This is a genomic window from Streptomyces sp. RK62 (assembly GCF_018070255.1).
GTDB lineage: Bacteria > Actinomycetota > Actinomycetes > Streptomycetales > Streptomycetaceae > Streptomyces > Streptomyces nigra.
This window is the reverse complement of the sequence record NZ_JAGPYD010000012.1, coordinates 177,229-200,013: the sequence shown is the minus strand read 5'-3', so window position 1 is coordinate 200,013 and position 22,785 is coordinate 177,229. Positions and strand designations below refer to the sequence as shown.

Below are 22,785 nucleotides of genomic sequence, written 5' to 3'. Positions count from 1 at the left end.
GGCGAATCCGACGCGCGGATTCGCCGAACTGTTCGAAGGGCAGCAGCGTATATCAGCCAAGATCACCTGGCATCCATGCTCGTTCCTGCTCGGAACCGCTGTTTATCGAGCACGTATTGACATGCACGGGTCGAAGCCTCCAGAGTCATGCCGCGACAGAACGACCGTGTCCCGGCACTGATGCACGCCACCCCTGAGGAGTGTTGCCGTCATGTCCGAAGCACCCGCTGTCTCCCGCCGGCTGCTCCTCGGCGGAGCCGTCGCCACCGGCGCCCTCACCGCCGGTGTCACCGCCGCGGCCGCCGCGACCGGCCGCGAACCCCGCCGCCGCCCCGGGCAGAAGTCGATGATCGGCGTGCCCTTCGAGCCGCACCGGACCGTGCGCGTCGCCGTCATCGGCCTGGGCAACCGCGGCGGCGGCATGATCACCGGCTGGGCGGCCGTCCCCGGCTGCACCGTGACCGCCGTGTGCGACATCCGCGCCGACCGTGCCCGCGCCGCCGCCGACCGGCTGGAGGCCAAGGGAGAGCCCCGGCCCGCCGCGTACGGCGGCTCGGCGGACGCGTACGCGAAGATGCTGCGAGGCGACGACATCGACCTGGTGTACGTCGCCACACCGTGGGAGTTCCACCACGAGCACGGCCGGGCGGCGCTGCTGAGCGGCCGGCACGCCGTCGTCGAACTGCCCGTCGCGACCGAGCTCGACGAGCTCTGGGACCTCGTCGACACCTCCGAACGCACCCGGAGACATCTGCTGCTGTCGGAGAACTGCAGCTACGGCCGCAACGAGCTGGCCATGCTGCGGATGGCGCACGACGGCCTGTTCGGGGAGATCACCAACGGGCACGGGGGCTACTGCCACGACCTGCGGGAACTGCTGTTCTCCGACACGTACTACACGGACTCCTGGCGGCGGCTGTGGCACACCCGCAGCACGGCGTCGCTGTACCCGATGCACGGGCTGGCCCCGATCGCGGCGGCCATGGACATCAACCGCGGCGACCGGATGACCACACTGCGCGCCACGGCGACCGCCCCGAAGGGGCTGGCCGACTACCGCGCGCGCTTCATGCCGCGCGACCACCCGTCGTGGAAGGAGACGTACATCAACGGCGACCTGATCACCTGCCTCATCGACACACACCGGGGCAGGGTGCTGCGCGCCGAGCACGAGGTGAGTTCACCCCGCCCGTACAGCAGGATCAACACGCTGGCCGGCAGTCGCGGCATCGTCGAGGACTACGCCGGGCCGTCGCCGACCGGTGCGCGCGTCTATCTGGAGCCGGACCACGCCGGGCACAGCTGGCGGGACTTCGCCGACTACCGCAAGGAGTACGACCACTGGCTGTGGCGGAAGGTCGGGGACGACGCCGCGAACAACGGCGGGCACGGCGGCATGGACTACGTCCTGCAGTGGCGGATCGTCCAGTCGATGCGGGCCGGGCTGGTGCCCGACATCGACGTCTACGACTCGGCCTCCTGGTGCTCGGCGGTGCCGCTGAGCGCCGCGTCCCTGGCCCGGGGCGGACGGCCCGTCGAGGTCCCGGACTTCACCCGGGGCGCCTGGTCGGCCCGGCGCCCCGGCCTGGACTCCGAGCCCACCGACATGCCACCGGTCGGCTGACGCACGTCTAATCGCGGCGGCAGCGCACGAACAGATGCGGCTCGGGCCCGCCGTCCGGGTGGTCGGGGGTGAACACCGTGCTGTCCGAGGACAGCACGGTCAGTCCCCCGTCCCGGACCAGCGCGAGCACCCCCTCCTCGGAGAAGCTGGTCGCGCGGATCGCCCGGCCCATGAAGACCACCTCGACGTCCTCCACGTCGGCGGGCACCGTGGCCAGCACCAGGTGCCCGCCGGGCCGCAGCGCCGAGGCCAGCCGCCGCACCAGCGCCGTCTGGTCGGCGCGGGACATCTGCAGCAGCGAGAAGAACACGCAGATGCCGTCGAACGCCCCCTCCTCCAGCGGGAGTTCGCGGATGTCGGCGTGGCGGAACTCGGCGCCGGGCACCTGACGGGAGGCCAGTTCGACCATCACCGGGGAGACGTCGACGCCGAGCACCGAGTGGCCCGCCGCCACCAGGGCCGCCGCCGTGGGCCGCCCGGTGCCGCTGCCGACGTCGAGGACCCGCCCTTCTCGCGGCAGCCGCTCGGCCAGCCACTCCAGCACGGACAGATGCGCGGGGGCGTGCGCGAACGCCTTCTCGTAGTCGGCGCCCAGCGCGTCGAACAGCTCGGCCGCGGGCGGCCGTAGGTCGTCGTGCCTCACGTCGGTGTCCCCTTCCGTCGCCGGAGTGCATGGTCGCACCGGTCGGGTACACGCCACAACGGGTGCCCGCGGCGCGTCCCGCCGTCATGGGCGGGGGACAATGGGGGCGTACCCATCGGACGACGTGTGCGAAGGAGCGGACATGCAGGACGCGCGTGCGGGGCAGGTCGCGGGGCCCGGGGATCTCGTGGATGTGGCCCGGCTGGTCACGGCCTACTACGCCCTGCGGCCCGACCCGGCCGAGCCGGGGCAGCGGGTGGCGTTCGGCACCTCCGGACACCGCGGCTCGTCGCTCGCGGCGGCCTTCAACGACGACCACATCGCCGCGACGAGCCAGGCGATCTGCGAGTACCGCGCCCTGCAGGGCACCGACGGCCCCCTCTATCTGGGGGCGGACACCCACGCCCTGTCCGAGCCGGCCCGGGTCACTGCCCTGGAGGTCTTCGCCGCCAACGACGTGACCGTGCTGATCGACCAGCACGACGGGTACACGCCGACCCCGGCGGTGTCCCACGCGATCCTGACGTACAACCGGAACCGGACGTCCGGACTCGCCGACGGTGTGGTGGTCACGCCCTCGCACAACCCGCCCGCCGACGGCGGGTTCAAGTACAACCCGCCCAGCGGCGGCCCCGCCGGCTCCGAGGCGACCTCCTGGATCCAGGACCGCGCCAACGAGATCATCGCGGGCGGCCTGAAGGACGTACGGCGGATCCCCTACAGCCGCGCCCTGGCCGCGCCCGGCACCGGCCGCCACGACTTTCTCGGCGCGTACGTCGCCGACCTGCCCCAGGTGCTGGACCTGGACGCGATCCGTTCGGCCGGGGTGCGCATCGGCGCCGACCCGCTCGGCGGGGCGTCCGTCGCCTACTGGGGCCGGATCGCCGAGCAGCACCGGCTCGACCTGACGGTGGTCAATCCGCTCACCGACCCGACCTGGCGTTTCATGACGCTGGACTGGGACGGCAAGATCCGCATGGACTGCTCCTCGCCGTACGCGATGGCGTCGCTGATCGAGCGGCGCGACCGGTTCGACATCGCCACCGGCAACGACGCCGACGCCGACCGGCATGGCATCGTCACCCCCGACGGGGGCCTGATGAACCCCAACCACTATCTGGCGGTGGCGATTTCCTATCTCTTCTCGCACCGGGAGCAGTGGCCGGCGGGCGCGGGGGTCGGCAAGACCCTGGTGTCGTCCGGGATGATCGACCGGGTCGCAGCGGACGTCGGCCGGGAACTCGTCGAAGTCCCGGTCGGATTCAAGTGGTTCGTCGACGGCCTGTCCGACGGCTCGCTCGGCTTCGGCGGCGAGGAGTCGGCGGGCGCGTCCTTCCTGCGCCGCGACGGGTCGGTGTGGACCACCGACAAGGACGGCATCATCCTGGCGCTGCTCGCCTCCGAGATCACGGCCGTCACCGGCCGGACGCCGTCCGAGCACTACGCCGGGCTCACCGAACGGTTCGGCTCCCCCGCGTACGCGCGCATCGACGCCCCCGCCACCCGGGAGGAGAAGGCGCTGCTCGCGAAGTTGTCTCCCCAGCAGGTCACCGCCGACACGCTCGCCGGTGAGCCGGTCACGTCGGTGCTGACCGAGGCCCCCGGGAACGGGGCGGCCCTCGGCGGCATCAAGGTCTCCACCGCCAACGCCTGGTTCGCCGCCCGCCCGTCGGGCACCGAGGACGTCTACAAGATCTACGCCGAGTCCTTCCAGGGCCCGGACCATCTGCGGCGGGTCCAGGAGGAGGCCAAGTCCGTGGTCCTCACGGCGCTGGGCGGCTGACGGGCGGGTCGCGGGCGGCGCGGAGCGGGACGGCCGGCGGGGCAGGCTCGGACGGGTCAGGATCCGGCGAAGTGTCTAAAATAGGGACACATCGTCTCCGGCGTCAGGAGCAGGCATGTCCAGCCAACCCGCGCCGATCAGCAGCGCCGCTCGCCAGGCCCTGGAGCAGGAGCTGTCACGGCTGCGCACCGAGCGCGACACCGTCGCCACGACCCTCAGGGACTCGGACGCGTCGGTCGGGGACCTCGCGGACGCGGCCGACGAGTTGCAGCGCGCCAACGACCTGCGGCGGATCGACGCCAGGATCACGGACCTCACGACACGGCTGGACACGGCCGGCACGGCGGGTCCGCCGCGGGACGACCGGGTGGGCGTGGGCAGCACGGTCACCGTGCGCTTCACCGACGGCTCGCAGGAGACGTTCCACGTCGGTGAGACCACCGTGGGCTCCGACGGGTCGCTGGTCACCGTCGACAGCCCGCTCGGCCGTGCCCTGCTGGGGCACGAGCCCGGCGACACGGTGCACTACCACACCCCCGGCGGCTCGCAGAGCGCCGTCGTGGTCTCCCTGGGGCAGTCCTGACCTGTTGTCAGGGCGTGCCGTCCGCGGTGCCTCGGAGCAGCCGCGCCGCCGTGGCGGCGACCTCCTCGGGCGGGGGCGTCACATCGATCGAGGTCCCGTCCTCGCCGGGTTCCAGGGCTTCCAGCGTCCGCAGTTGCGAGGCGAGCAGCCGGGCGGGCATGAAGTGGCCGCTGCGCCGCCCGATCCGCTCCGTGAGCAGCCGCGGGTCACCGGTGAGGTGCAGGAAGAAGGCACCGGGGCAGGCCGCGCGCAGGACGTCCCGGTAGCGGCGCCTGAGCGCGGAGCAGGTGACCACGACACCGGTGCCGTCCTCCCGGTGCGTGTGGAGCAGCCGGCCGACGCTCTCCAGCCAGGGCAGGCGGTCCGCGTCGTCGAGCGGGACGCCCGCCGCCATCTTGGCGATGTTGGCCGGCGGGTGCAGTTCGTCCGCGTCCGCGAACGGCACGCCGAGACGTCCGGCCAGCAGCCGGCCCACCGTGGACTTGCCGGTCCCGGAGACGCCCATGACCACCACGCAGGGTGGGTCCGTGCCGTGCGGGGTCATCGTGCGGGCGGGCCGTCCGAGCCGGCCGGATACTCCTCCAGCGGTACCAGGCCCTTGCGCCACGCGGACAGCACAGGGTCGACGACCCGCCACGCCTCCTCCGCCTCGTCGCCGCGGATCGACAGGGCCGGGTCGCCGGTGAGCACGTCCAGCAGGACCCGGGCGTAGGCGGGCAGGGGCGGCGGGTCCATCCGGGCGGTAAGGGTGAGCGGGGTGAACGCGTCGGTGCCGGAGCCGGTGCCCGTGAGGTCCAGGGTGAGTCCCTCCGGTTCGAGCTGGAAGCGGAGCACGTTGGGCACGGCGGTCCCGCCGTGCCGGAACGGCAGGTGCGGCACGGAACGGAAGTGCACGGCCACCTCCTTGCGGTCCGTGCCGAGCGCCTTGCCGCTGCGCAGCCGGAAGACGCATCCGGACCAGCGCCAGTTGTCGATCTCCAGTTCCACCTCGGCGAAGGTCTCGGTGCCGCGCTCCGGGTCGACGCCGTCCTCGTCGGCGTAGGCGGGGATGTCACGGTCGCCGATCCGGCCCGGCAGATAGCGTGCCCGGCGGGTGCGGCGTACGGCGTCCTCCTCGGTGAGCGGCCGGACCGAGCGCAGGACGTCGACCTTGCGGTCCCGCAGGTCCCGCTCGCCGAGGGTGATCGGCGGTTCCATGGCCACCAGGCACAGCAGCTGCAGCAGATGGTTCTGGATCATGTCCTTGAGGGCGCCGACGTGGTCGTAGTAGCCGGCCCGGCCCTCCAGGGCGAGGGTCTCGTCCCAGACGATCTCGATCTCGGCGATGTGCGTGCCGTTCCACAGCGGCTCCAGGACCCGGTTGGTCAGCCGGCTGCCGAGGACGTTCTGCACGGTCGACATGGCCAGGAAGTGGTCGACGCGGAACACCGCCTGCTCCGGCACGAGCGCGGCGAGCAGCCGGTTGAGCTCCTGCGCCCCGGCCAGGTCCTCGCCGAACGGCTTCTCCAGGACGATCCGGCTGCCCTCCGGCAGGCCGGCCCGGTGCAGCGCGACGACCGCCGCGGGGAACACCGCCGGGGGCAGCGCCAGATAGACGGCGACGGGCCCGTCCCCGGCGAGGGCGGCGGCGACCTCGTCGGGGTCGGTGACATCGCAGCGGACATAGCGGGCCGACGCCACGACCGCGTCGGCGTCCTCGGACCGTGACGGCCCGAGCCGGTCCGCCGCCCACTCCCGGTACTGGTCGGTGCTCCAGTCCTGGCGTCCGGCGCAGAGCAGGTCCAGGCCGTCACCCACGTGCCCGGCGCCGCGCAGGGCGGCCAGCGCGGGCAGCAGGAAGCGGGCGGTGAGGTCGCCCGTAGCGCCGAAGACGGCCAGCCGACCGATCATCGCGGGACGCCCGCCCGGGCCCTGGCGAGGTTCACCCCGCTCGCGACCACTCCGATATGGCTGAAGGCCTGCGGGAAGTTCCCCATGAACGCTCCTGTCGTGGGATCGATCTGTTCCGACAGCAGCCCGAGCGGGCTCGCCCGGGCGCACAGCGAGGCGTACAGGTTCTCCGCCTCCTCGATCCTGCCCTGGGCGACGAGGTTGTCCACCAGCCAGAAGCTGCACAGCACGAACGCGCCCTCGTCACCGGCGAGTCCGTCGGGCGACTCGTCGTGCAGATAGCGGTACAGCAGGCCGCCGCCCGCGGACAGGCGTTCGGCGACGGCGGCGGTGGTCGCCGTCATCCGGGGGTGACCGGCCGGCACGACCTCGCGCAGCGGGAGGGCGAGCAGACTGGCGTCGAGGACGCCGCCGCCGTCCAGATGCGCGCTGAGGGTCCGCGCCCCGGGGTCCCAGGAGTCCAGGACGAGCTGCCGCAGCCGGTCCGCGGCGTCCCGCCACTCGGTGACCCGGCCGGGCAGTCCCCGTCGCGCGCCGATCCGCGCGGCCCGGTCCAGGGCGACCTGGCAGAGCCCGGCCGAGTAGGTGAACACCCGGCCTTCGCTGCGGACCTCCCAGATCCCCTGGTCCGGCTGCCGCCAGGCCTGCTCGGCGGTGTCGGCGAGGCCGGCGAGGCTCGCCCACAGGGCGGGCTGGATCTCGCCGCCGGCGCGCAGCCACTGGTGGGCGCAGTCCAGGATCTCGCCGTACACGTCGTGCTGGCGCTGGTCGGCGGCGCCGTTGCCCCAGCGCACGGGGGCCGAGCACCGGTACCCCTCCAGGGCGCCGTCCACGACCTCGTCGGGCACCGGGCCGCCCCGCAGGCCGTACATGATGCGGGGCTGTCCGCTGTCCTCGAAGGCGTCGAGGACCCAGCCGAGGAAGGCGTCGGCCTCGCCGCCGAACCCGATACGGCGCAGCGCGAACACGGCGTAGGCGGCGTCGCGGATCCAGGCGTAGCGGTAGTCCCAGTTGCGGATGCCGCCGATCGGGGCGGGCAGGGAGGACGTGGGGGCGGCGACCAGCGAGCCGTGCACCCAGTCGTCGCAGAGCTTCAGGGTGATCGCGGCCCGTCTGACCAGGGGTTCCTCGGGGCCCTCGTAGACGAGGTGGCGCATCCAGCGGTGCCAGGCGTCGGCGGTGGTGCGCAGCATCTCCTCCGCGTCGAAGCGGTGGTGCCGGTGGAAGCGCCCCCAGGACAGGACGACGTCGAGCCGTTCGCCCTGCCGCAGTTCGTGGACGGTGCGCAGGCCGTCGAGCGGCCGGTTGGAGCGCAGGTGCAGCCGTAGCTCGGGGCGGCCGGACGGCAGCACCTCGAGTCCGCTGAACAGGGCCCGGGTGCGGGCGCCGCCGCGCGGTTCCAGTTCGGCGCGCAGCCGGACGTGCCCGTCGAGGACCCGCGCCGAGCGCACGAGTTCCCCGCGGCCGGCCGGCACGTCGTCGGTGAGGTCGGCGCCGGAGCGCAGGGACAGCGCGTCGGTGATCCGGACGACCCCGGTGGCGGCGCGCAGTTCGGTGACGAGGACACCGGTGTCCGGCTCGTAGAACTGCCGTGCCTCCCTGAGGTCCTCGGGCGCGAGGGTGAAGTGGCCGCCCCGGGCGTGGTCGAGCAGGCCGCACAGGACGGGTGCGTCGTCGAAGTGGGGCAGGCACAGCCAGGGGACGGACCCGTCGAGGCCGACCAGGGCGGCGGTCGTGCCGTCGCCGATGAGCCCGAGGTCCTCCAGCGGGAGATAGCCGTCGGGTCTGCGGACCGGCCGGAAGGGCGGGTCGGGGTCGTGCATGCCGTCTCGTTTCCCAGCGTCGAGGACCGGGTCCCGTACGCGCCCGGGGACCCCTCAGAGCATCGTGTCGGGCCGGTGACGACCGCGCGTGCGGTGCCGTCCTTCCGGGGATGTGCGGGGGCCGTACGGCGCAAGGGGGGGTTTCGTCCGACCGGTCCCGGCCGATGAGTTCCGGGCCCGGCGCCGGTCTCCCCTCACAACGCCGTGCACCGACCCGGAGGACACCATGACGTCCACATCTCGTGACCTGGACACCGAGCGGCCCGGCCGCCCCGTCGTCGACCTGGCCACCTGGCAGAAGGCCCGTGACGAGCTCCTGGTCCGGGAGAAGGCCCACACCCGTGCGGGCGACGCCCTCGCCGCGGACCGGCGCCGGCTGCCGATGGTGGAGTTCGACGCCACGACGGAGGTCGTCGGCCCGGACGGCCCGCTCCCGTTCCTCGACCTGTTCGAGGGCCGCGACGAACTCCTCGTCTACAAGCACATGTGGTACGACGACACCCCGCCGCAGGGCCAGTGCGAGGGCTGCACGACGGTCGCCTGGCATCTGCGGGACGCCGTGTACCTGAACGCCCGCGGGGTCTCCTTCGCCATCGTGACCACCGGCCCCTGGGACGAGGTGGCCGCCTTCGTGGACTTCATGGGCTATACCCAGCCCTGGTACTCGGTGCGCGGCGTGGACGAGCCGGTCGGCGGTGCGATGGGCTATCTGACCAGTTATCTGCGCGACGGCGACCGCGCGTTCCTGACCTACAGCACGACGGGCCGCGGCAACGAACCGGCCAACCCCTCGCTCGCCCTGCTCGACATGACGCCCCACGGGCGCGGTGAGGCGTGGGAGGAGCACCCCGAGGGCGGTACGGCCCCGGCCGGCGAACCCTGCTGGTACTGGCGCACGGACGCCGACGGCCGGGCGACCTGGGGCCCGACGAGCCGCCCCGCCGCGCAGTGGACGCGGCCGGGCGCGACCCCCGAGACGACCCTCGGCCGGAGGGGTCCCTGCCACTGACCGCCCACCCGGCCCTACTGCCCGGTGGCGCGGACGACCACCACCGGGCAGGCCGCGTGCTGGGCGCAGTGCTGGGCCACCGACCCGAGGAGCAGACCGGCGAAGCCGCCGCGGCCCCGGCTGCCGACCACGAGCAGGGTGGCGTCACGGGACGCGTCGACCAGGACCCCGGCGGGGGCGCCGTAGCGCACCTCGGTCCGCACCTCGACGGGCGGCCGTGGCCCCAGCGTCTCCTCGACGGCCGTGGTCAGTTCGTCGCGGGCGCGTTCCTCCAGGGCCGCCTCGTCGGTGCTCTCCGGTGGCAGCCAGCCGAGCGCCCCGTGGTACTGGGGGACCACCCAGGCGCCGAGCACCCGCACCCTCCCCCCGGTGAGTCGCGCCTGCCGCACGGCCCAGCGCAGGGCCTCCCGGGACGCGTCCGAGCCGTCCACCCCGACCACGACCCGGTCCGCTCCCTCAGCCTGCTCGGCCATGCTTCCTCCTCGGCTCGACGGCCCGGGCTCCAGCCTCCGCCCGATGGCCGCCCGCCGCAGTCCCACAGGGCCGGCCGGGGAGTCACGAGCGTCGGAGATATCAGAGGCGGATGACGATCAGCGCGATGTCGTCGGAGGAACCGCCCGCGACGTCGAGCCGGGCGAGCAGCGCGTCGGCCAGCTGGTCGGGACCGAGCGTGCCGTCCTGGGCGAGGGCGGAGGTGAGCCGGGCCAGGCCGACGTCGATGTCCTCCCCGCGCCGTTCGATGAGGCCGTCGGTGTAGAGCACGAGGGTGTCGCCCGGCTGGTACGAGACGCCGGCCTGGGGGCGGGGCACATGGTGCTCACGCGTGCCCAGGGGCGGGTCGGTCGCCTTGTCCAGCAGCTCGCACGAGCCGTCGGTGTGCAGCAGGACGGGCGGCGGGTGCCCCGCGTTGCTGTAGATGATCAGCCGGCTGCGGGTGTCGACGAGGACCTTCACCGCGGTCGCCGCCGTCGCGCCCTCCACCGAGCGGGAGTACAGGCCGAGCACCTCCAGGGCCTGGGCCGGGCTGGGGGTGGCCCGGATGACCGCGCTCAGGGCGCTTCGGAGCATGCCCATGACGGCGGCGGCGTGCAGCCCGTGCCCGACCACGTCGCCGACCGCGGCGGCGTAGCGGTCGGGCGGCAGGTCGACGACGTCGTACCAGTCGCCGCACACGTTGAGCGAGGAGGCCGCGGGCAGATAGCGCACGGCGATGTTGTCGTGGTGCAGATCGAGGTCGGGGTCCGACAGCATGGCCTCCTGGAGCGCCACGCCGATCTGGCGTTCGCGGGCGTGGGCCTGGCGCAGCTCCTGGTTCAGCCGGTGCACCTCGCGGGCGCGGACGTACAGCTCGGCCGCCATGCCCTTCCACAGGTCCGTGAACTCGCCGGCCGGCTCCTGAGTCCGCTGGGAACGGACGAACCCGGTGACGTCGTCGGCGCGCTGGACGATCCACCGCACCGCGCCGTCCGGACCGGCGATCGGGGTGTGGATCTCCGACCACCAGCGCTCCTCGAAGCCGCCCGCCCCGTCGCGGGCGGGGACGTCGTAGCGCTGGAGGACCAGGGTCTCCGGTTTCCCGCTGTTCAGGACCCGGTTCAGGGAGTCCCTGAGGTTGTCCTCGGCCTGCTCGGCGCCCGGGTTCTCCGGCAGGGCGTCGAAGAAGCGCTTGCCGACCAGTTCGTCGGCGGTGCGGCCGATGACCCGCACATAGGCCGGGTTGGCGTAACGGATCACCAGGTCCGTGTCCAGGACGAGATACGGGCTCGGTGTGGCGTCGAAGAAGGCCGTGAATTCGATGTCCGCCGTCATGCGCGCTCCCCGCGTCCCCCGAGCGCGTTCGCCGTCAGTACCAATCTAAGCGGTCAGTTCCAATCTAGGCGGGGTGCCGCCGCCCGGCTTCCCGGTGGGCTCCGCGCATCCGAGCCGGGCCCCGGGCCCGCCGGCATCCCAGGCGCCCGTATCGCCGCAGGCCGCAGAGGGCGGGACGGTTCCAGGGCGGCGGGTCCGGCACGGGTGGTTGCGGCGGGTCCGTGGGTGCGGTGATGCTCGTGGTGTCGCACCGGGCGGGAGCGGACCGACCATCCGCCGACCGCCGCCCCGGGCGATTCCACGCGTCTGTCACGCCGGGCCCGCAGCGGCTGCCGCTCGGCGTCATCTCGGGGGAGACACCGGCTTGGAGACGATCATCGTTCAGCCGTCCGGCCCGTCCCGGCCGGGCGCCGGCGAACTGCTGCACCTGGGGCCGGGCGACACGGCCGAGTTCGGGCGCGACCTGCCCGGCGAGCGGGCCGGCCGCTTCGTCGCCCTGCTCGATCCGGGCGTGTCCCGGCGGGCGGGGCTGCTGGAGGCCGCCGGGGACTACTGGCGGCTGTCGAACTTCAGCGGCGACTCCGCGTACGTGGTGGAGAACATGGAGAGCGGCGGGGAGTATCTGACCGTGGCGCCGGGACGGCTCGGCGCGCCGGTGCCCTTCGAGTTCTCCCGGGTGGTCCTGCCCGCCCTGGACGGGAACGCCGGGTTCACGGTGTTCGCCCCGCAGCACGCCTACCTCGACGAGCGGTGCGCGCCAGGTGGGGGCGAGCACACCGTGCACCCCTTCGCGCTGGACGCGACGGCCAAGTACTTCCTGGTGCTCGTCGCGCTGTGCGAACCGCGGCTGCGCGGGGTGCCGGACGGCGCGCTGCCGGGCGCCGGCGACATCGCCCGGCGATTACGGCCCCTGGACGGCCGCGGTGGCCTGACCCGTTCCGCCGTGAACTACCACATCGACTATCTGGCCCGCACGAAGCTCCGCCTGGACCTCGGCGGGGACACCGGTGACGAGGAGGGGCGTACGGGGGCCAAGCGCGCCCGGCTCGCCTCGCTCGCCCTGCGCTTCGGTCTGGTCCGGGAGGAACACCTCGCGCTGCTCCCGCCCCGCCGGCGCGTCGCCCCGGCAGGGGACGGGGCGTGACCCCTTGCGACCGGGAGCCCCGCCTCCCGGTGGGCTTCCGCGTCGGGGGCTGGGAGTTGGGCGCCGTGATCGGCTCGGGCGGCCGGAGCCTCGTGTACGAGGCCCGGTCGCTGCCCGGGGGTGCGCCGGCCGCGGTCAAGGTGGTGTCCGCGCCGGACGACCTGGTGGAGCGGGAGGCGTGGTTCGGGACCCGGGCCGACCATCCGCACCTCCTGCGCACCCGTGCCGTCCACCGGATCGACGCGCCGGAGCCGGCCGGTGCCGTCGCCCTCGTCATGGACCGGGCCGACGTCGGCCTGCGCCAGGCGCTGGACGCCGGTGTCCCCGGCCCGGACCCCGTACGGCTGCTCCACGGGGTCGCGGCCGGGCTGGCCCATCTGCACGGCCTGGGGTGGGTGCACGGCGATGTCACCGCCGCCAATGTGTTGCTGGGCCCGCGCGATGGGGTGCGGCTCGCCGACTTCGGCCTGACGTCGGAACCTGACGGCGTGTACGCCCGTACCCCCCCGCTGGGCACGCTCGACCACCGGCCGCCCGAGTGGTGGTCCCGGCGCAGGAGCGCCGACGGCATGGTGCTGCGGGCCACCGCCGACATCTGGGCCTTCGGGGTCCTCGCCCACCAGGTCCTCACCGGAGGGCACCACCCGTTCCCCGGCCTCCACGCGCGGGCCCGCGCGCTCGCCGCCCAGGCCTACGCCCGCGGCAACGCCCCGCTGCGGCTGCACCCCTCCCTGGACGGGGGATGGCACCGGTTCATCGCGGACTGTCTGGCCCCGGACCACGCCTCCCGGCTGCCGCACACCGCGGCGTCGCTGGTCACGCGGGTCGGAGACCGTCGTAGAACATGGCGGCGGGATCGACGTGGAACATGACGGCGGGATCGACGCCTGTACGACGGCGTCGATCCCGCTGGATCAGGGCAGTGGCCCTGTCAGTGCTTGCCGTGGCGCATCAGCCACACGCAGACGCCGAGCGCCGCGGCGGCCACGAGCAGGCCACGGTGCTCCCTGGCCATCCGCGCACCCTGGGCGGCCTTGTCCTGGACGGGCTGGGGCGCCTTCTCGTGCCACAGCCGGCCGGCCTGTTCCGCGGTCTCCTTGACCTGGTCGGGCACCTTGGCCTGCACGCGGGCCGTGGCGTCCGAGGCCTTGGCCTTGACCTCCTCGGCCTTGTGGGCGGCCTGCTCCTTGAGCGCGCCGGCCCGGTCGGCCGCCTGGACCTTCACCTCGGCGGCCTTCTCCTGGGCCCGGGTCTTGACATCGGCCTTGGCCGCCAGGGCCTCCACCGTGGTGCCGAGTTCATGCCGGGTGTGCTCCACCTGCGCGCGCAGTTCCTCGGGGGACTCGGCGGTGGGCTTGTCGTGGGGCGGCTGAGTCATCGGTGCGCACTCTCCTTGATCTCGGCCACGTCGGCCTTGACGTTCTCGATCGTCTGTTCGGGCTTGGGCGGGGCGGCCCGCGACACCTGCTTCTTGCCGGTCAGCGCCATCACCGCGGCGATCACGCCGAGCACCGCCGTCACGATGAGGGCGGCCGCCCACACCGGCAGCGGTACCGCCAGCGCAGCGATCGCCGTGGCCACGAGTGCCTGGAGCATGAGGAACCCGACCAGGCCGGCGCCTCCGAAGAGCCCGCCCCCCTTGCCGTACCGCTTGCCCTTCTCCTTCATCTCCGCCTGCGCCAGGTGCAGTTCGGCCCGCACCAGCTCCGTCAGCTGTTGCGAGGCGCGCTGCACGAGTTCGCCCACCGGCTCCGACTTCGCCGTCTGCTGCTCGGCGAGGGGGCGCGTCCGGGTGTCCGACGCCATGGCGATCACCTCCCGTCTCTCGGTTCTGGCAGGAAGGCGCCGCAGCGCCGTCCGCTGAGCGGGCGAGTACCCCGAAAGTCCCGTTCACGACAAACGAATGCCGGTCGGATGACTGCTTCACGCCACCTCCACGCCTCCGAGGCGTGCGCCGGGCCCGTCGAACGCCGAAGGGCCGGCCCTCCGCGCCCGCGTGATCGCGGGGCGCGGAGGACCGGCCCTCGGTGCTGTCGGCTGGTCGGCCGGGGCGGCTGGGGTCTAGGCGGTACGACCGCCGCTACGGCCGCCGCCGCGGCGGTCCGCGGTACGACCGGCCGCGGCTCCCCCGCCGGTCGCTGACCTGCGCGGGCCGCCGCGTCGCGCGCCGCCCGCCGAGGTGCCGGTGGCGGCCGTGGCGCCGGACCCGGATCGGCCCGTCGCGCCGGACCCGGACCGGCCGGTGGAGGCGCGTCCGGTCTTGCGGGCGGCGGCCTCGGGCGCCGCCTTGGCCTGGCCCTCGGCACGGCGCCGTCGGCCGCCGCGCGAGGCCGCCGGCTTGGCGGCGCCGTTCTTGCGGGCCGGGCGGGACGCCGCCGGCTGGGGCTGCTCGGGCACCGGGAGGGTGACGGCCACGCCGGACGGTTCACGGGCGCCGGTGATGGTGGCCAGAGCGGCGTCGCTGGAGGTGATCCGGGACGTGCGCGGACGGATGCCCGCCTCCGACATCAGCCGGGTGACGTCCCGCTTCTGCTCGGGCAGGACGAGCGTGACGACGCTGCCGGAGCCGCCGGCGCGGGCCGTGCGGCCGCCCCGGTGGACGTAGTCCTTGTGGTCGGTCGGGGGGTCGACGTTCACGACGAGGTCGAGGTCGTCGATGTGTATGCCGCGGGCCGCGACGTTGGTCGCCACCAGCGCGGTGACGTCGCCGTTCTTGAACTGCTCGAGCGTGCGGTTGCGCTGCGGCTGCGAGCGTCCGCCGTGCAGGGCGGCGGCGCGGACGCCGACGGACAGCAGCCGCTTGGCGAGCCGGTCCGCGGACCGCTTGGTGTCCAGGAAGAGGATGACCCGGCCGTCACGGGCCGCGATACGGGTGGTGACGGCCTTCTTGTCGGTCTCGTCGAGCAGGTGGAGCACATGGTGCTCCATCGTCGTCACCGCTCCGGCGGACGGGTCCACGGAGTGCACGACGGGGTCGGTGAGGAACCGCTGCACGAGACGGTCGATGTTCGCGTCCAGGGTGGCCGAGAAGAGCAACCGCTGGCCGTCGGGCCGTACCTGCTGGATCAGTTTGGTGATCTGCGGCAGGAAGCCCATGTCTGTCATCTGGTCGGCCTCGTCCAGCACGGTGACACGCACCTGGTCGAGGACGCAGTCGCCGCGTTCCACGAGGTCGTTGAGCCGGCCGGGGGTGGCCACCAGCACCTCGACGCCGCGGCGCAGCACACCGGCCTGCTTGGTGATCGACAGGCCGCCGACCACGGTGGTCAGGCGCAGGTTGACGGCGGTCGCGTAGGGCGTCAGCGCGTCCGTCACCTGCTGGGCGAGTTCACGGGTGGGCACCAGCACGAGGGCCAGGGGCGCCTTGGGCTGGGCGCGCAGTCCGGCGGTGCGGGCCAGCAGGGCCAGGCCGAAGGCGAGCGTCTTGCCGGAGCCGGTACGGCCGCGGCCGAGCAGGTCGCGTCCGGCGAGCGAGTTCGGCAGCGTGGCGGCCTGGATGGGGAAGGGGGTGGTCACGCCCTGCGCGGCGAGCGTCTTGAGCAGCGCTTCGGGCATGTCCAGACCGGCGAAGTCCTCGACGGCGGGAAGTGCGGGCGTCGTGTTCTCCGGCAGCCGGAATTCCCTGTGCGACGGCGTGGGCGTGGCGGGTGCCGAAGCGCGCCTGTTGGACTTCTGGGGTCTGCGGGCCATGCGGTTCTCTCTCTGCCTTCCTGGAAACAGCACAAACCGGGGTCCGCATCACAAGGATGCGGACCCCGGTGAGCGGAATACGTCCGGCAATCAGGCGGGGACGATGTTCTCCGCCTGGGGGCCCTTCTGGCCCTGCGTGACGTCGAAGGAAACCCGCTGGCCCTCCTGGAGCTCGCGGAAGCCCTGCGTCGCGATGTTCGAGTAGTGGGCGAAGACGTCAGGGCCGCCGCCGTCCTGCTCGATGAATCCGAAACCCTTTTCGGAGTTGAACCACTTCACGGTTCCCTGTGCCATGACGTTCTCCTTCTGATAGGCAGAGGCCCCATCCGGAGAAGCCGGTAAAAACGAAATATGCGCCTGATGGATAAGCATTCCCGTCAGGCGCACATAGGTTCATGGGTACCACAACTGCAACTCTGAAAGCGTAGCACAGCTCGGCCGGTCACACCCGTCGGCACGCCGGGTCCGGGCATCCCTGAGCTGGAGCGGTAAGGCCGTCCTGGCGGGGTAAGCGGACGTCCACCGGCCCCCGGCCGGGCAGTCGGACGAGCCCCTGTGGAGAAGGATCCAGGATGACCGAGGACGCGTACCTGTTCCTGCTGGACGAAGACGACCCCACCGCGCCGCTGGGCGTGGCCCCGGCCGCCGTCGGTGATCTCGCCTGTATGGACACCCCGGCGGTGCGCGCCTGGCTGGACGCCCAGGGTGTCACCGCGACCTCGCCGCGGCTGCGGCTGCTGCCGCCGGAGGAGACCGGGGCCATCCCGGAGGGCGCCGAGCGGCTGCCCGTCCCGCTCGGCGACGAGGAGCTGAGCCGGGTCCGGCACACGACCGCGCCGGAGCCGCTGGCCCGTCTGGAGGAGGAGCTTCTGGCGTGGCGGGACTGCGCGGACGGCCGGGACGGTCTCATCGGGCGGGCCCTGGCCGCCGGTGTCGCCCCGCACCGCATCGTCGAACTGACGGGCGTGGACCCCGCGACGGTGACGGCCGCGGCGCGCGGCTGACGGGCGGCCCAAGGGGCAGCCGCCCGCTCCCGGGCCTGGCTGGACGGCCGGCACAGCCCTGCGGGTCAGCCGCCCGCCCTGGACCAGGCTGGACGGGCGGCTGACAGCCGCCCCGCGGGTCAGCCGCCCGGCCCGGGATCCGGCTGGACGGCTGACGCGATCCCCGCGCGGGCCGCCTCCAGCTGGGCCGCGAAGGCGATGCCGAGGAACAGGGCGACGGCCGTCAGGTTGGCCCACAGCAGCAGGGCGACGAACGCGGTCAGCGGCCCGTACAGGGCGCCGAAGGCACCGCTGCCCTCCACGTACAGCGCGAGCAGCCAGGTGGCCGCCACCCACAGCACGAGGTGCACGGCCGAGCCGAACGCGAGCCAGGTGTAGCCGGGCTGCACCCGGCGCGGGCACCAGCGGAAGATCACGGCGGAGGCCACCCAGGCGAGGACCAGCCCGACCGGCACGTCGAGCACCGACCACCACGGCGAGCCACCCTCCAGGCCCGCTGACTCCGCCACGGCGTCGCCGAGGGCCTCGCCCGCGACGAGGGCGACGAAGCCCAGCCCCAGGGGCAGGCCGGCGGCGATCGCGAGCACCATCGCGCGGGCGTACTTGCGCGGGAACGGCCGGTCCCGCTCGATGCCGTAGATGCGGTTGGCGCCCCGCTCGATCTGCCCCATGGCCGAGGCGAGGTTGAGCAGGGCGAAGCCCAGGCCCAGCCACAGCGCGAGGGTGCTCCACACGTCGCCGTGGGCGGTGCGCCGGGTGCCCTCGAAGGCGTCGGCGACGATGTCGGCGCTGGCGCCCGGCACGATCCGGCCGAGGGTGCGCTCGATGATGTCGCCGACGCCCTCGGTGTGCACGGAGGTGGCGAGTCCGACGAGCGCCACGGTGCACGGGACCAGGCCGAGGACGACCTGGAAGGCGAGGGCACGCGCGTTGCTGAACCCGTCGGCGTAGCGGAAGCGGGCGAAGGAGTCTGTCAGCAGCCGCCATCCTCCGTAGTGGCGCAGGGCGGTGAACGCCTCGTCGCCGGAGAGCTCCTCCCCGATCATGTCCCGGGTCTGTGGCACACGGACGGCGGTACCCATGGTGGCTCGGCGCTCCCTCGTCGTACGGCGGTTCCGTGACCGCATGCCCGGGAACGGTCCCGCTCCACCTCTCCCGGCGGTAAAGCCGTGGGCCCGGCCCGCGGAGGCCGGGCCCAGGCAGGTTCGGACGGGGTCAGCTCTGCTTCCGGCCCTGGCGCGCCGCCTGGTCGGTGACGTCGGCGACCCGGCCGGCGGGCGGGGCCTCGGCCTCGACGTCGGTGCCGCAGTCGGTGGACTCCATCACCGTACTGATCGTGATCCGCCGGGGCGAGCCGCTCGCGCCGCCGGACGCCGGCGCCTTGACGGTCATGTCGATCGGCGGGTGCGGAGCGTGCGCGGGTGGGCACCTGGCATTCCGCGCCGCTGTCGTCTCGACAATCGGAACACGAAGATCGGGTACGACGTCGGGGTCAGTGCACCGTCCAGCGCGGGGCCGTACGGGCCCAGTCCTCGTCCCAGCGGGCGAGGTTGCGCCGCTCCAGCCGGCGGACGGCCCAGCGGTGGGCGACCGCTCCGGCGACGGGTACGGCCAGCGCGGCGAGCACGGCACAGCCCAGGGCGCTGTCACGGATCTGATCCCGGGTCAGGGGTGGCTCGGTGATACGTCCTTCGGTGTCGGCCCACACACGGATCGTGCTGCCCGCGGGCGTCGACGGAGGCACCTTGGCCTCGGCGGTGCGGGTGCGGCCGGCGTCGTCGGTGAAGCGGACGGTGACCGGGTAGCGGGCCTTCCCCGCCTCGTCGCTGCCGGGTTCGAGATGGCGCGGTGCGTCGTGCTCGGTGACGGCGGTGACCTCGTAGCGGGTCGCGGCCTGCTGACGGGCCGTCCGCAGATAGTGGCGGTGGGCGGCGTCGCCGGTCAGGACCATGGCGACGGGGGTGGCCGCGAGGACGGCGAGGAACAGGCCGAGGGCGATCCACGCCTGCGCGAGGTCGGCGGGCCGCCGCAACGGGTTGCGCCGCCAGCGCCAGGTCAGGGCGTGGCGGGGTTCGTCGGGGTCGGGGTGTTCGGGGGGTGGCTGTGCCGGGGGGATCGCGCGGGCCATGGGGGCTCCTTCCGGGTGCGGTCGGCGGGCATGCGCGAATGCCCTGCGGACGTGCGTCCGCAGGGGTTCGTGAGCAGCCTGGTCTAGTGCGGGTGCGGGGAGTCGCCGGAAGCGGGCGTGGCCACCGACGGATGGCCGTGCGCCGACTGCAGGAGTGCCGCCGCGCCGCGTACGGCGGCCGTGTGCGGGGCCGGCACCGGTCGTACGGGGGCCTGCAGTTGCTCGGTCAGGCGGTAGGTGAGGTCGGGGCGCAGGGCACCGCCGCCCGCCAGGAGGATGCCGCGTCGCAGGGCGCCCCGCGTCTGCGGGGTGTCGTCCAGGATCGCGCTCACCATAGCGATGACCGCTTCGGTGATGCGCGCGGGCGGCGCCGACCGGTCGATGTCGCCGGTGCCCACCGCCGTGCGGCGCGCGTCGGCCACCGTGCCGTCGATGAGCAGGACGACGTCGGTGACATGGGCGCCGATGTCCGCCACGAGCAGGGGCCGGCCCAGGTCGGCGCCCGCCGCCTCGGCCACGGCCCGCGCCGCGGGCACCGTCAGCACGCTCTGCGGGCGCAGCGCCTCGGCCGCCGTACGGGCCTCAGTACGGAACGCCATGCCGCCGAGGACGGGCGCCGCCAGGATGACGAGGGGCCGGCCCAGGCGGGGCAGCCGGTGGCCGAGGAGCCGGTCGAGCATCCGGGCGGTGCCGGGGGTGTCGACGATGACGCCGCGCCGTATGGGGTGCAGGGGGCCGTCGCCGAACGTCACGGTGGGGACGTCGAACAGCAGGCCGTGGCCCGGCATCCACGCGCGGGTGCGGGCGCTGCCCAGGTCGAGGGCGATGCCGGGGCACCGCCGCGGCCAGGGCCGGTGCCGGGCCCGGGCCGCGTGCGGGTCGACCGCGGTCACCGCTGGGCCTCCTTGACCTGCTGGCACCGCGCGCAGTAGCGGGCCTGGGGCACGATCATCAGGCGTTCGCGGTCGATGGTCCGGCGGCACAGACGGCAGGTGCCGTAGGTGCCGTCGTCCATACGGGCCAGGGCCGCCTCGACGTCGGCGAGGACCATGCGCGCGGAGGCGGCGAGCTTGACGCCCACCTCGACGCGGCCCGCGGCCTGGCGGTCGCGCAGCGCCTCGGCGCGGGGCAGGGCCGCGGCCGTGAGCTGCTGGAGCTGCTCCCGGCGGAACAGGAGCTGCTCGTGCAGGTTCTCGCGGAGCGCGGCGAGGTCCTCGGCCGACAGGGCCGCGGTGCGGTCACCGGTGATCTGGTTCACCACTTCACCCCTTCGGGCAGGGCGGGAGACGGAGACGGGCGGAGAGGGACGGGGTCGTCAGGTGGTGGCGCGCTGGCAGGGCACGCAGTACCGGGCGTACGGCAGGATCTCCAGGCGTTCCGCCGGGATCGGCCGGTCGCAGCCCTGGCAGGTGCCGTAGCCGCCGGCCTCCACGCGCGCGAAGGCGGCGTCGATCTCCTTGAGGACGCGTTCCAGGGTCTCCTTCTGCCCTGACATCAGCTGCTCGGCCTCCGCCTCCTCCCCGGCCTCGGCGAGGGCCCGCAGCTGGGTGAGCCGGGCGGCGCGCTCGTGCTCCAGGCGCCGGCGGATCTCGTCGGCCGTCGCCTGCTGGGGACGGTGAGCGGAGTCGGAGGGGGTGGTGTCGAGAGACATGGCGGGTCCTAGGGTCGTGGCGCTCGTGACGGGGCCGGCATCTCGTGATGGGGCCGGGCGCATACGGAGAAGACCTGCCGGCGGCAGGCCTGGCGGATACGGGGGCCGGGATCACGGTGGCTGGGTCATGCCCCCACCGTGGCCGATCCCGCGCGCGAATCCCATCGGGCGCGATACCCATTTACTGACCGTCCAGCCAGTCGTCGGCACGGCTCCCACCGGTGGAAATGGGCACTGGCACCCATCGACGGACGCGTCCGCCACGAGCAAGCTGGGGCTCAGGCCGGTCCGCAGCCATGGCCGTAGCTCATGCTCGGGGTACGCGGTGACCGAAAGGGTGGACAGAGCCCTGTCACAAAGAGAGAGGCGTCATCGCGGTGTCCTTGTTCTGGCGGATCTTCGCGCTCAACGCTGTGGTGCTGGGTACGGCGACCGCGCTGCTGCTGTGGGCGCCGGTGACCGTCTCCGTACCGGTGCTGCTGACCGAGGCGATCATCCTGGTGGGCGGCCTGGCCGTCATGCTCATCGCCAACGCCGCCCTGCTGCGCATCGGGCTGGCCCCGCTGGGCCGGCTCACCAAGCTCATGACCACCGTCGACCTGCTGCGTCCGGGCCAGCGCCTGCCGGAGCAGGGGCGGGGTGAGACCGCGGAACTGATCAGCACGTTCAACGCCATGCTGGAGCGGCTCGAGCACGAGCGGGCCGCCAGCAGCGCGCGGGCGCTGCTCGCGCAGGAGGGCGAGCGACGCCGTATCGCCCAGGAGCTGCACGACGAGGTCGGCCAGAGCATGACCGCCATCCTGCTGGTGCTGAAGAAGGCGGCGGACGAGGCCGACGAGCCCCTGCGCGGTGAGCTGCAGCAGGCGCAGGAGATCACCCGGGAGAGCCTGGACGAGGTCCGCCGGCTGGTTCGCCGGCTGCGGCCGGGCGTCCTGGAGGACCTTGGTCTGGTGAGCGCGCTGACCTCGCTGGCGACGGAGTTCGCCACGCACACCGGGCTGCGCGTGAGCCGTTCCTTCGACGCCGACCTGCCCGAGCTCGACCCGGAGAGCGAGCTGGTGCTGTACCGGGTCGCGCAGGAGGCGCTGACGAACGCGGCCCGGCACGCCGAGGCGGCGAAGGTCGAGATGAGTCTGAAGCACACCGGAGGCACGGTGACCCTGACCGTCAAGGACGACGGCCGCGGCACGGGGGTCGCGCGCGAGGGCGCCGGGATCCGCGGCATGCGGGAGCGGGCCCTGCTCGTGGGTGCCGCGCTCGACATCACCTCCGAACCGCGCGCCGGAACACAGGTCCGTCTCGCGGTGCCCGTCCCGTCCGTCCCCGGAAAGCAGTCATGACCACCACCGACACACCCGTGATCCGCATCCTCCTCGCCGACGACCACGCGCTGGTACGGCGCGGGGTACGGCTGATCCTCGACCGGGAGCCGGACCTCGAGGTCGTCGCGGAGGCCGGGGACGGCGCCGAGGCCGTGGCGCTGGCCCGCGGCCAGGGCGTCGACCTGGCCGTCCTGGACATCACGATGCCCCGGATGACGGGCCTTCAGGCCGCCCGTGAACTCAACGCGCTCAAGCCGGACGTGCGGGTGCTGATCCTGACCATGCACGACAACGAGCAGTACTTCTTCCAGGCGCTGAAGGCCGGGGCCAGCGGCTATGTGCTGAAGTCGGTTGCCGACCGCGACCTGGTCACCGCCTGCCGCGCCGCCGTGCGCGACGAGCCCTTCCTGTATCCGGGCGCGGTCACCGCACTGATCCGCAACTACCTCGACCGGGTCCGGCACGGCGAGGAGCCGCCTGGGCAGGTCCTCACGCCCCGGGAGGAGGAGGTGCTGAAGCTGGTCGCCGAGGGCCACTCCTCCAAGGAGATCGCCGAGCTGCTCTTCATCAGCATCAAGACGGTCCACCGGCACCGGGCGAACCTGCTGCACAAGCTGGGCCTGCGGGACCGTCTCGAACTCACCCGCTACGCCATCCGGGCGGGGCTCATCGAGCCCTGACC

The 22,785-nt window shown here is 73.5% G+C and carries 25 protein-coding genes; 9 read left to right on the top strand and 16 right to left on the bottom strand.

What is annotated here, in order from left to right; translation table 11 throughout:
- Positions 1 to 211 precede the first annotated feature (211 nt).
- Entirely contained in the window at positions 212 to 1,624 is a 1,413-nt protein-coding gene (locus KBY32_RS24045; protein WP_210981575.1) for a Gfo/Idh/MocA family protein, read from the top strand.
- A 7-nt stretch (positions 1,625 to 1,631) separates the two neighbouring features.
- Here the strand turns inward: KBY32_RS24045 and KBY32_RS24040 are convergent, their stop codons facing one another.
- A complete protein-coding gene (locus KBY32_RS24040; protein ID WP_210981574.1) occupies positions 1,632 to 2,267 on the bottom strand; it encodes a class I SAM-dependent methyltransferase in 636 nt (211 codons plus the stop codon).
- 142 nt (positions 2,268 to 2,409) lie between these two features.
- Here KBY32_RS24040 and pgm point away from each other — a divergent pair, with 142 nt between their 5' ends.
- Together pgm and KBY32_RS24030 are read left to right on the top strand one after the other, a co-directional pair.
- Positions 2,410 to 4,050 carry a phosphoglucomutase (alpha-D-glucose-1,6-bisphosphate-dependent) gene (gene pgm, locus KBY32_RS24035; protein WP_115505310.1) on the top strand — a complete coding sequence of 547 codons (1,641 nt, stop codon included), beginning with the start codon at positions 2,410 to 2,412 and terminating at the stop codon, positions 4,048 to 4,050.
- A 115-nt stretch (positions 4,051 to 4,165) separates the two neighbouring features.
- Positions 4,166 to 4,633 carry a GreA/GreB family elongation factor gene (locus tag KBY32_RS24030; protein WP_055620208.1) on the top strand — a complete coding sequence of 156 codons (468 nt, stop codon included), beginning with the start codon at positions 4,166 to 4,168 and terminating at the stop codon, positions 4,631 to 4,633.
- Positions 4,634 to 4,640: 7 nt separating this feature from the next.
- Here the strand turns inward: KBY32_RS24030 and KBY32_RS24025 are convergent, their stop codons facing one another.
- From KBY32_RS24025 to KBY32_RS24015, 3 genes are read right to left on the bottom strand one after another with little or no spacing between them, the layout of a single operon-like run.
- Positions 4,641 to 5,138, bottom strand: coding sequence for a gluconokinase (locus KBY32_RS24025; protein WP_374224987.1), 498 nt, complete (start codon positions 5,136 to 5,138; stop codon positions 4,641 to 4,643).
- 35 nt (positions 5,139 to 5,173) lie between these two features.
- Positions 5,174 to 6,523: a glucose-6-phosphate dehydrogenase gene (locus KBY32_RS24020; RefSeq protein ID WP_210981572.1), complete on the bottom strand. Its 1,350-nt coding sequence runs from the start codon at positions 6,521 to 6,523 to the stop codon at positions 5,174 to 5,176.
- Positions 6,520 to 8,346 (bottom strand): glycoside hydrolase family 15 protein, encoded by a 1,827-nt coding sequence (locus KBY32_RS24015; RefSeq protein WP_210981571.1) that lies wholly within the window; start codon positions 8,344 to 8,346, stop codon positions 6,520 to 6,522. The genes KBY32_RS24020 and KBY32_RS24015 overlap by 4 nt, the downstream gene beginning before the upstream one ends.
- A gap of 226 nt (positions 8,347 to 8,572) precedes the next feature.
- On the opposite strand from KBY32_RS24015, the gene KBY32_RS24010 reads away from it, so the two are divergent.
- Positions 8,573 to 9,355, top strand: coding sequence for a DUF899 family protein (locus KBY32_RS24010; protein ID WP_210981570.1), 783 nt, complete (start codon positions 8,573 to 8,575; stop codon positions 9,353 to 9,355).
- Between the two features lie 14 nt (positions 9,356 to 9,369).
- On the opposite strand, the gene KBY32_RS24005 is transcribed toward KBY32_RS24010, so the two are convergent.
- On the bottom strand, positions 9,370 to 9,828 hold the full coding sequence (locus KBY32_RS24005) for a universal stress protein (protein WP_210981569.1): 459 nt from the start codon (positions 9,826 to 9,828) through the stop codon (positions 9,370 to 9,372).
- A gap of 100 nt (positions 9,829 to 9,928) precedes the next feature.
- Positions 9,929 to 11,164 carry a PP2C family protein-serine/threonine phosphatase gene (locus KBY32_RS24000; protein WP_210981568.1) on the bottom strand — a complete coding sequence of 412 codons (1,236 nt, stop codon included), beginning with the start codon at positions 11,162 to 11,164 and terminating at the stop codon, positions 9,929 to 9,931.
- Positions 11,165 to 11,528: 364 nt separating this feature from the next.
- On the opposite strand from KBY32_RS24000, the gene KBY32_RS23995 reads away from it, so the two are divergent.
- Both KBY32_RS23995 and KBY32_RS23990 read left to right on the top strand, forming a co-directional pair.
- Positions 11,529 to 12,308, top strand: coding sequence for a serine/threonine protein kinase (locus tag KBY32_RS23995; protein WP_210981567.1), 780 nt, complete (start codon positions 11,529 to 11,531; stop codon positions 12,306 to 12,308).
- The gene (locus tag KBY32_RS23990) at positions 12,305 to 13,180 is read left to right on the top strand and encodes a protein kinase (protein ID WP_210981566.1); all 876 of its coding nucleotides are present in this window, start codon (positions 12,305 to 12,307) and stop codon (positions 13,178 to 13,180) included. Before KBY32_RS23995 ends, KBY32_RS23990 begins: the two co-directional genes overlap by 4 nt.
- A gap of 59 nt (positions 13,181 to 13,239) precedes the next feature.
- On the opposite strand, the gene KBY32_RS23985 is transcribed toward KBY32_RS23990, so the two are convergent.
- The 4 genes from KBY32_RS23985 to KBY32_RS23970 all read right to left on the bottom strand — a co-directional run bounded on the left by KBY32_RS23985 (position 13,240) and on the right by KBY32_RS23970 (position 16,292).
- Entirely contained in the window at positions 13,240 to 13,686 is a 447-nt protein-coding gene (locus tag KBY32_RS23985) for a DUF3618 domain-containing protein (protein ID WP_055620200.1), read from the bottom strand.
- A complete protein-coding gene (locus tag KBY32_RS23980; protein WP_181890244.1) occupies positions 13,683 to 14,114 on the bottom strand; it encodes a phage holin family protein in 432 nt (143 codons plus the stop codon). The genes KBY32_RS23985 and KBY32_RS23980 overlap by 4 nt, the downstream gene beginning before the upstream one ends.
- A gap of 255 nt (positions 14,115 to 14,369) precedes the next feature.
- Positions 14,370 to 15,998: a DEAD/DEAH box helicase gene (locus KBY32_RS23975; protein ID WP_210981565.1), complete on the bottom strand. Its 1,629-nt coding sequence runs from the start codon at positions 15,996 to 15,998 to the stop codon at positions 14,370 to 14,372.
- Between the two features lie 90 nt (positions 15,999 to 16,088).
- Positions 16,089 to 16,292, bottom strand: a complete 204-nt coding sequence (locus KBY32_RS23970) for a cold-shock protein (RefSeq protein WP_007502648.1) — start codon at positions 16,290 to 16,292, stop codon at positions 16,089 to 16,091.
- Positions 16,293 to 16,570: 278 nt separating this feature from the next.
- Here KBY32_RS23970 and KBY32_RS23965 point away from each other — a divergent pair, with 278 nt between their 5' ends.
- Entirely contained in the window at positions 16,571 to 17,002 is a 432-nt protein-coding gene (locus tag KBY32_RS23965) for a DUF6003 family protein (RefSeq protein WP_055623142.1), read from the top strand.
- A 119-nt stretch (positions 17,003 to 17,121) separates the two neighbouring features.
- On the opposite strand, the gene KBY32_RS23960 is transcribed toward KBY32_RS23965, so the two are convergent.
- The 6 genes from KBY32_RS23960 to KBY32_RS23935 form a co-directional block, all read right to left on the bottom strand.
- Positions 17,122 to 18,084 carry a YihY/virulence factor BrkB family protein gene (locus tag KBY32_RS23960; RefSeq protein WP_210981564.1) on the bottom strand — a complete coding sequence of 321 codons (963 nt, stop codon included), beginning with the start codon at positions 18,082 to 18,084 and terminating at the stop codon, positions 17,122 to 17,124.
- A gap of 133 nt (positions 18,085 to 18,217) precedes the next feature.
- Positions 18,218 to 18,394 carry a hypothetical protein gene (locus KBY32_RS23955; protein ID WP_210981563.1) on the bottom strand — a complete coding sequence of 59 codons (177 nt, stop codon included), beginning with the start codon at positions 18,392 to 18,394 and terminating at the stop codon, positions 18,218 to 18,220.
- A gap of 100 nt (positions 18,395 to 18,494) precedes the next feature.
- Positions 18,495 to 19,130, bottom strand: a complete 636-nt coding sequence (locus KBY32_RS23950) for a hypothetical protein (RefSeq protein WP_210981562.1) — start codon at positions 19,128 to 19,130, stop codon at positions 18,495 to 18,497.
- A gap of 83 nt (positions 19,131 to 19,213) precedes the next feature.
- Positions 19,214 to 20,023 carry a rod shape-determining protein gene (locus KBY32_RS23945; protein ID WP_308293784.1) on the bottom strand — a complete coding sequence of 270 codons (810 nt, stop codon included), beginning with the start codon at positions 20,021 to 20,023 and terminating at the stop codon, positions 19,214 to 19,216.
- A complete protein-coding gene (locus KBY32_RS23940) occupies positions 20,020 to 20,391 on the bottom strand; it encodes a TraR/DksA C4-type zinc finger protein (RefSeq protein WP_055623138.1) in 372 nt (123 codons plus the stop codon). The genes KBY32_RS23945 and KBY32_RS23940 overlap by 4 nt, the downstream gene beginning before the upstream one ends.
- Before the next feature lie 54 nt (positions 20,392 to 20,445).
- Complete coding sequence (locus KBY32_RS23935) at positions 20,446 to 20,781, bottom strand: TraR/DksA C4-type zinc finger protein (RefSeq protein WP_210981561.1); 336 nt, start codon at positions 20,779 to 20,781, stop codon at positions 20,446 to 20,448.
- Between the two features lie 377 nt (positions 20,782 to 21,158).
- Here KBY32_RS23935 and KBY32_RS23930 point away from each other — a divergent pair, with 377 nt between their 5' ends.
- Both KBY32_RS23930 and KBY32_RS23925 read left to right on the top strand, forming a co-directional pair.
- The gene (locus KBY32_RS23930) at positions 21,159 to 22,121 is read left to right on the top strand and encodes a sensor histidine kinase (RefSeq protein WP_210981560.1); all 963 of its coding nucleotides are present in this window, start codon (positions 21,159 to 21,161) and stop codon (positions 22,119 to 22,121) included.
- Positions 22,118 to 22,783, top strand: a complete 666-nt coding sequence (locus tag KBY32_RS23925) for a response regulator transcription factor (RefSeq protein WP_210981559.1) — start codon at positions 22,118 to 22,120, stop codon at positions 22,781 to 22,783. Before KBY32_RS23930 ends, KBY32_RS23925 begins: the two co-directional genes overlap by 4 nt.
- Positions 22,784 to 22,785: the final 2 nt, after the last annotated feature.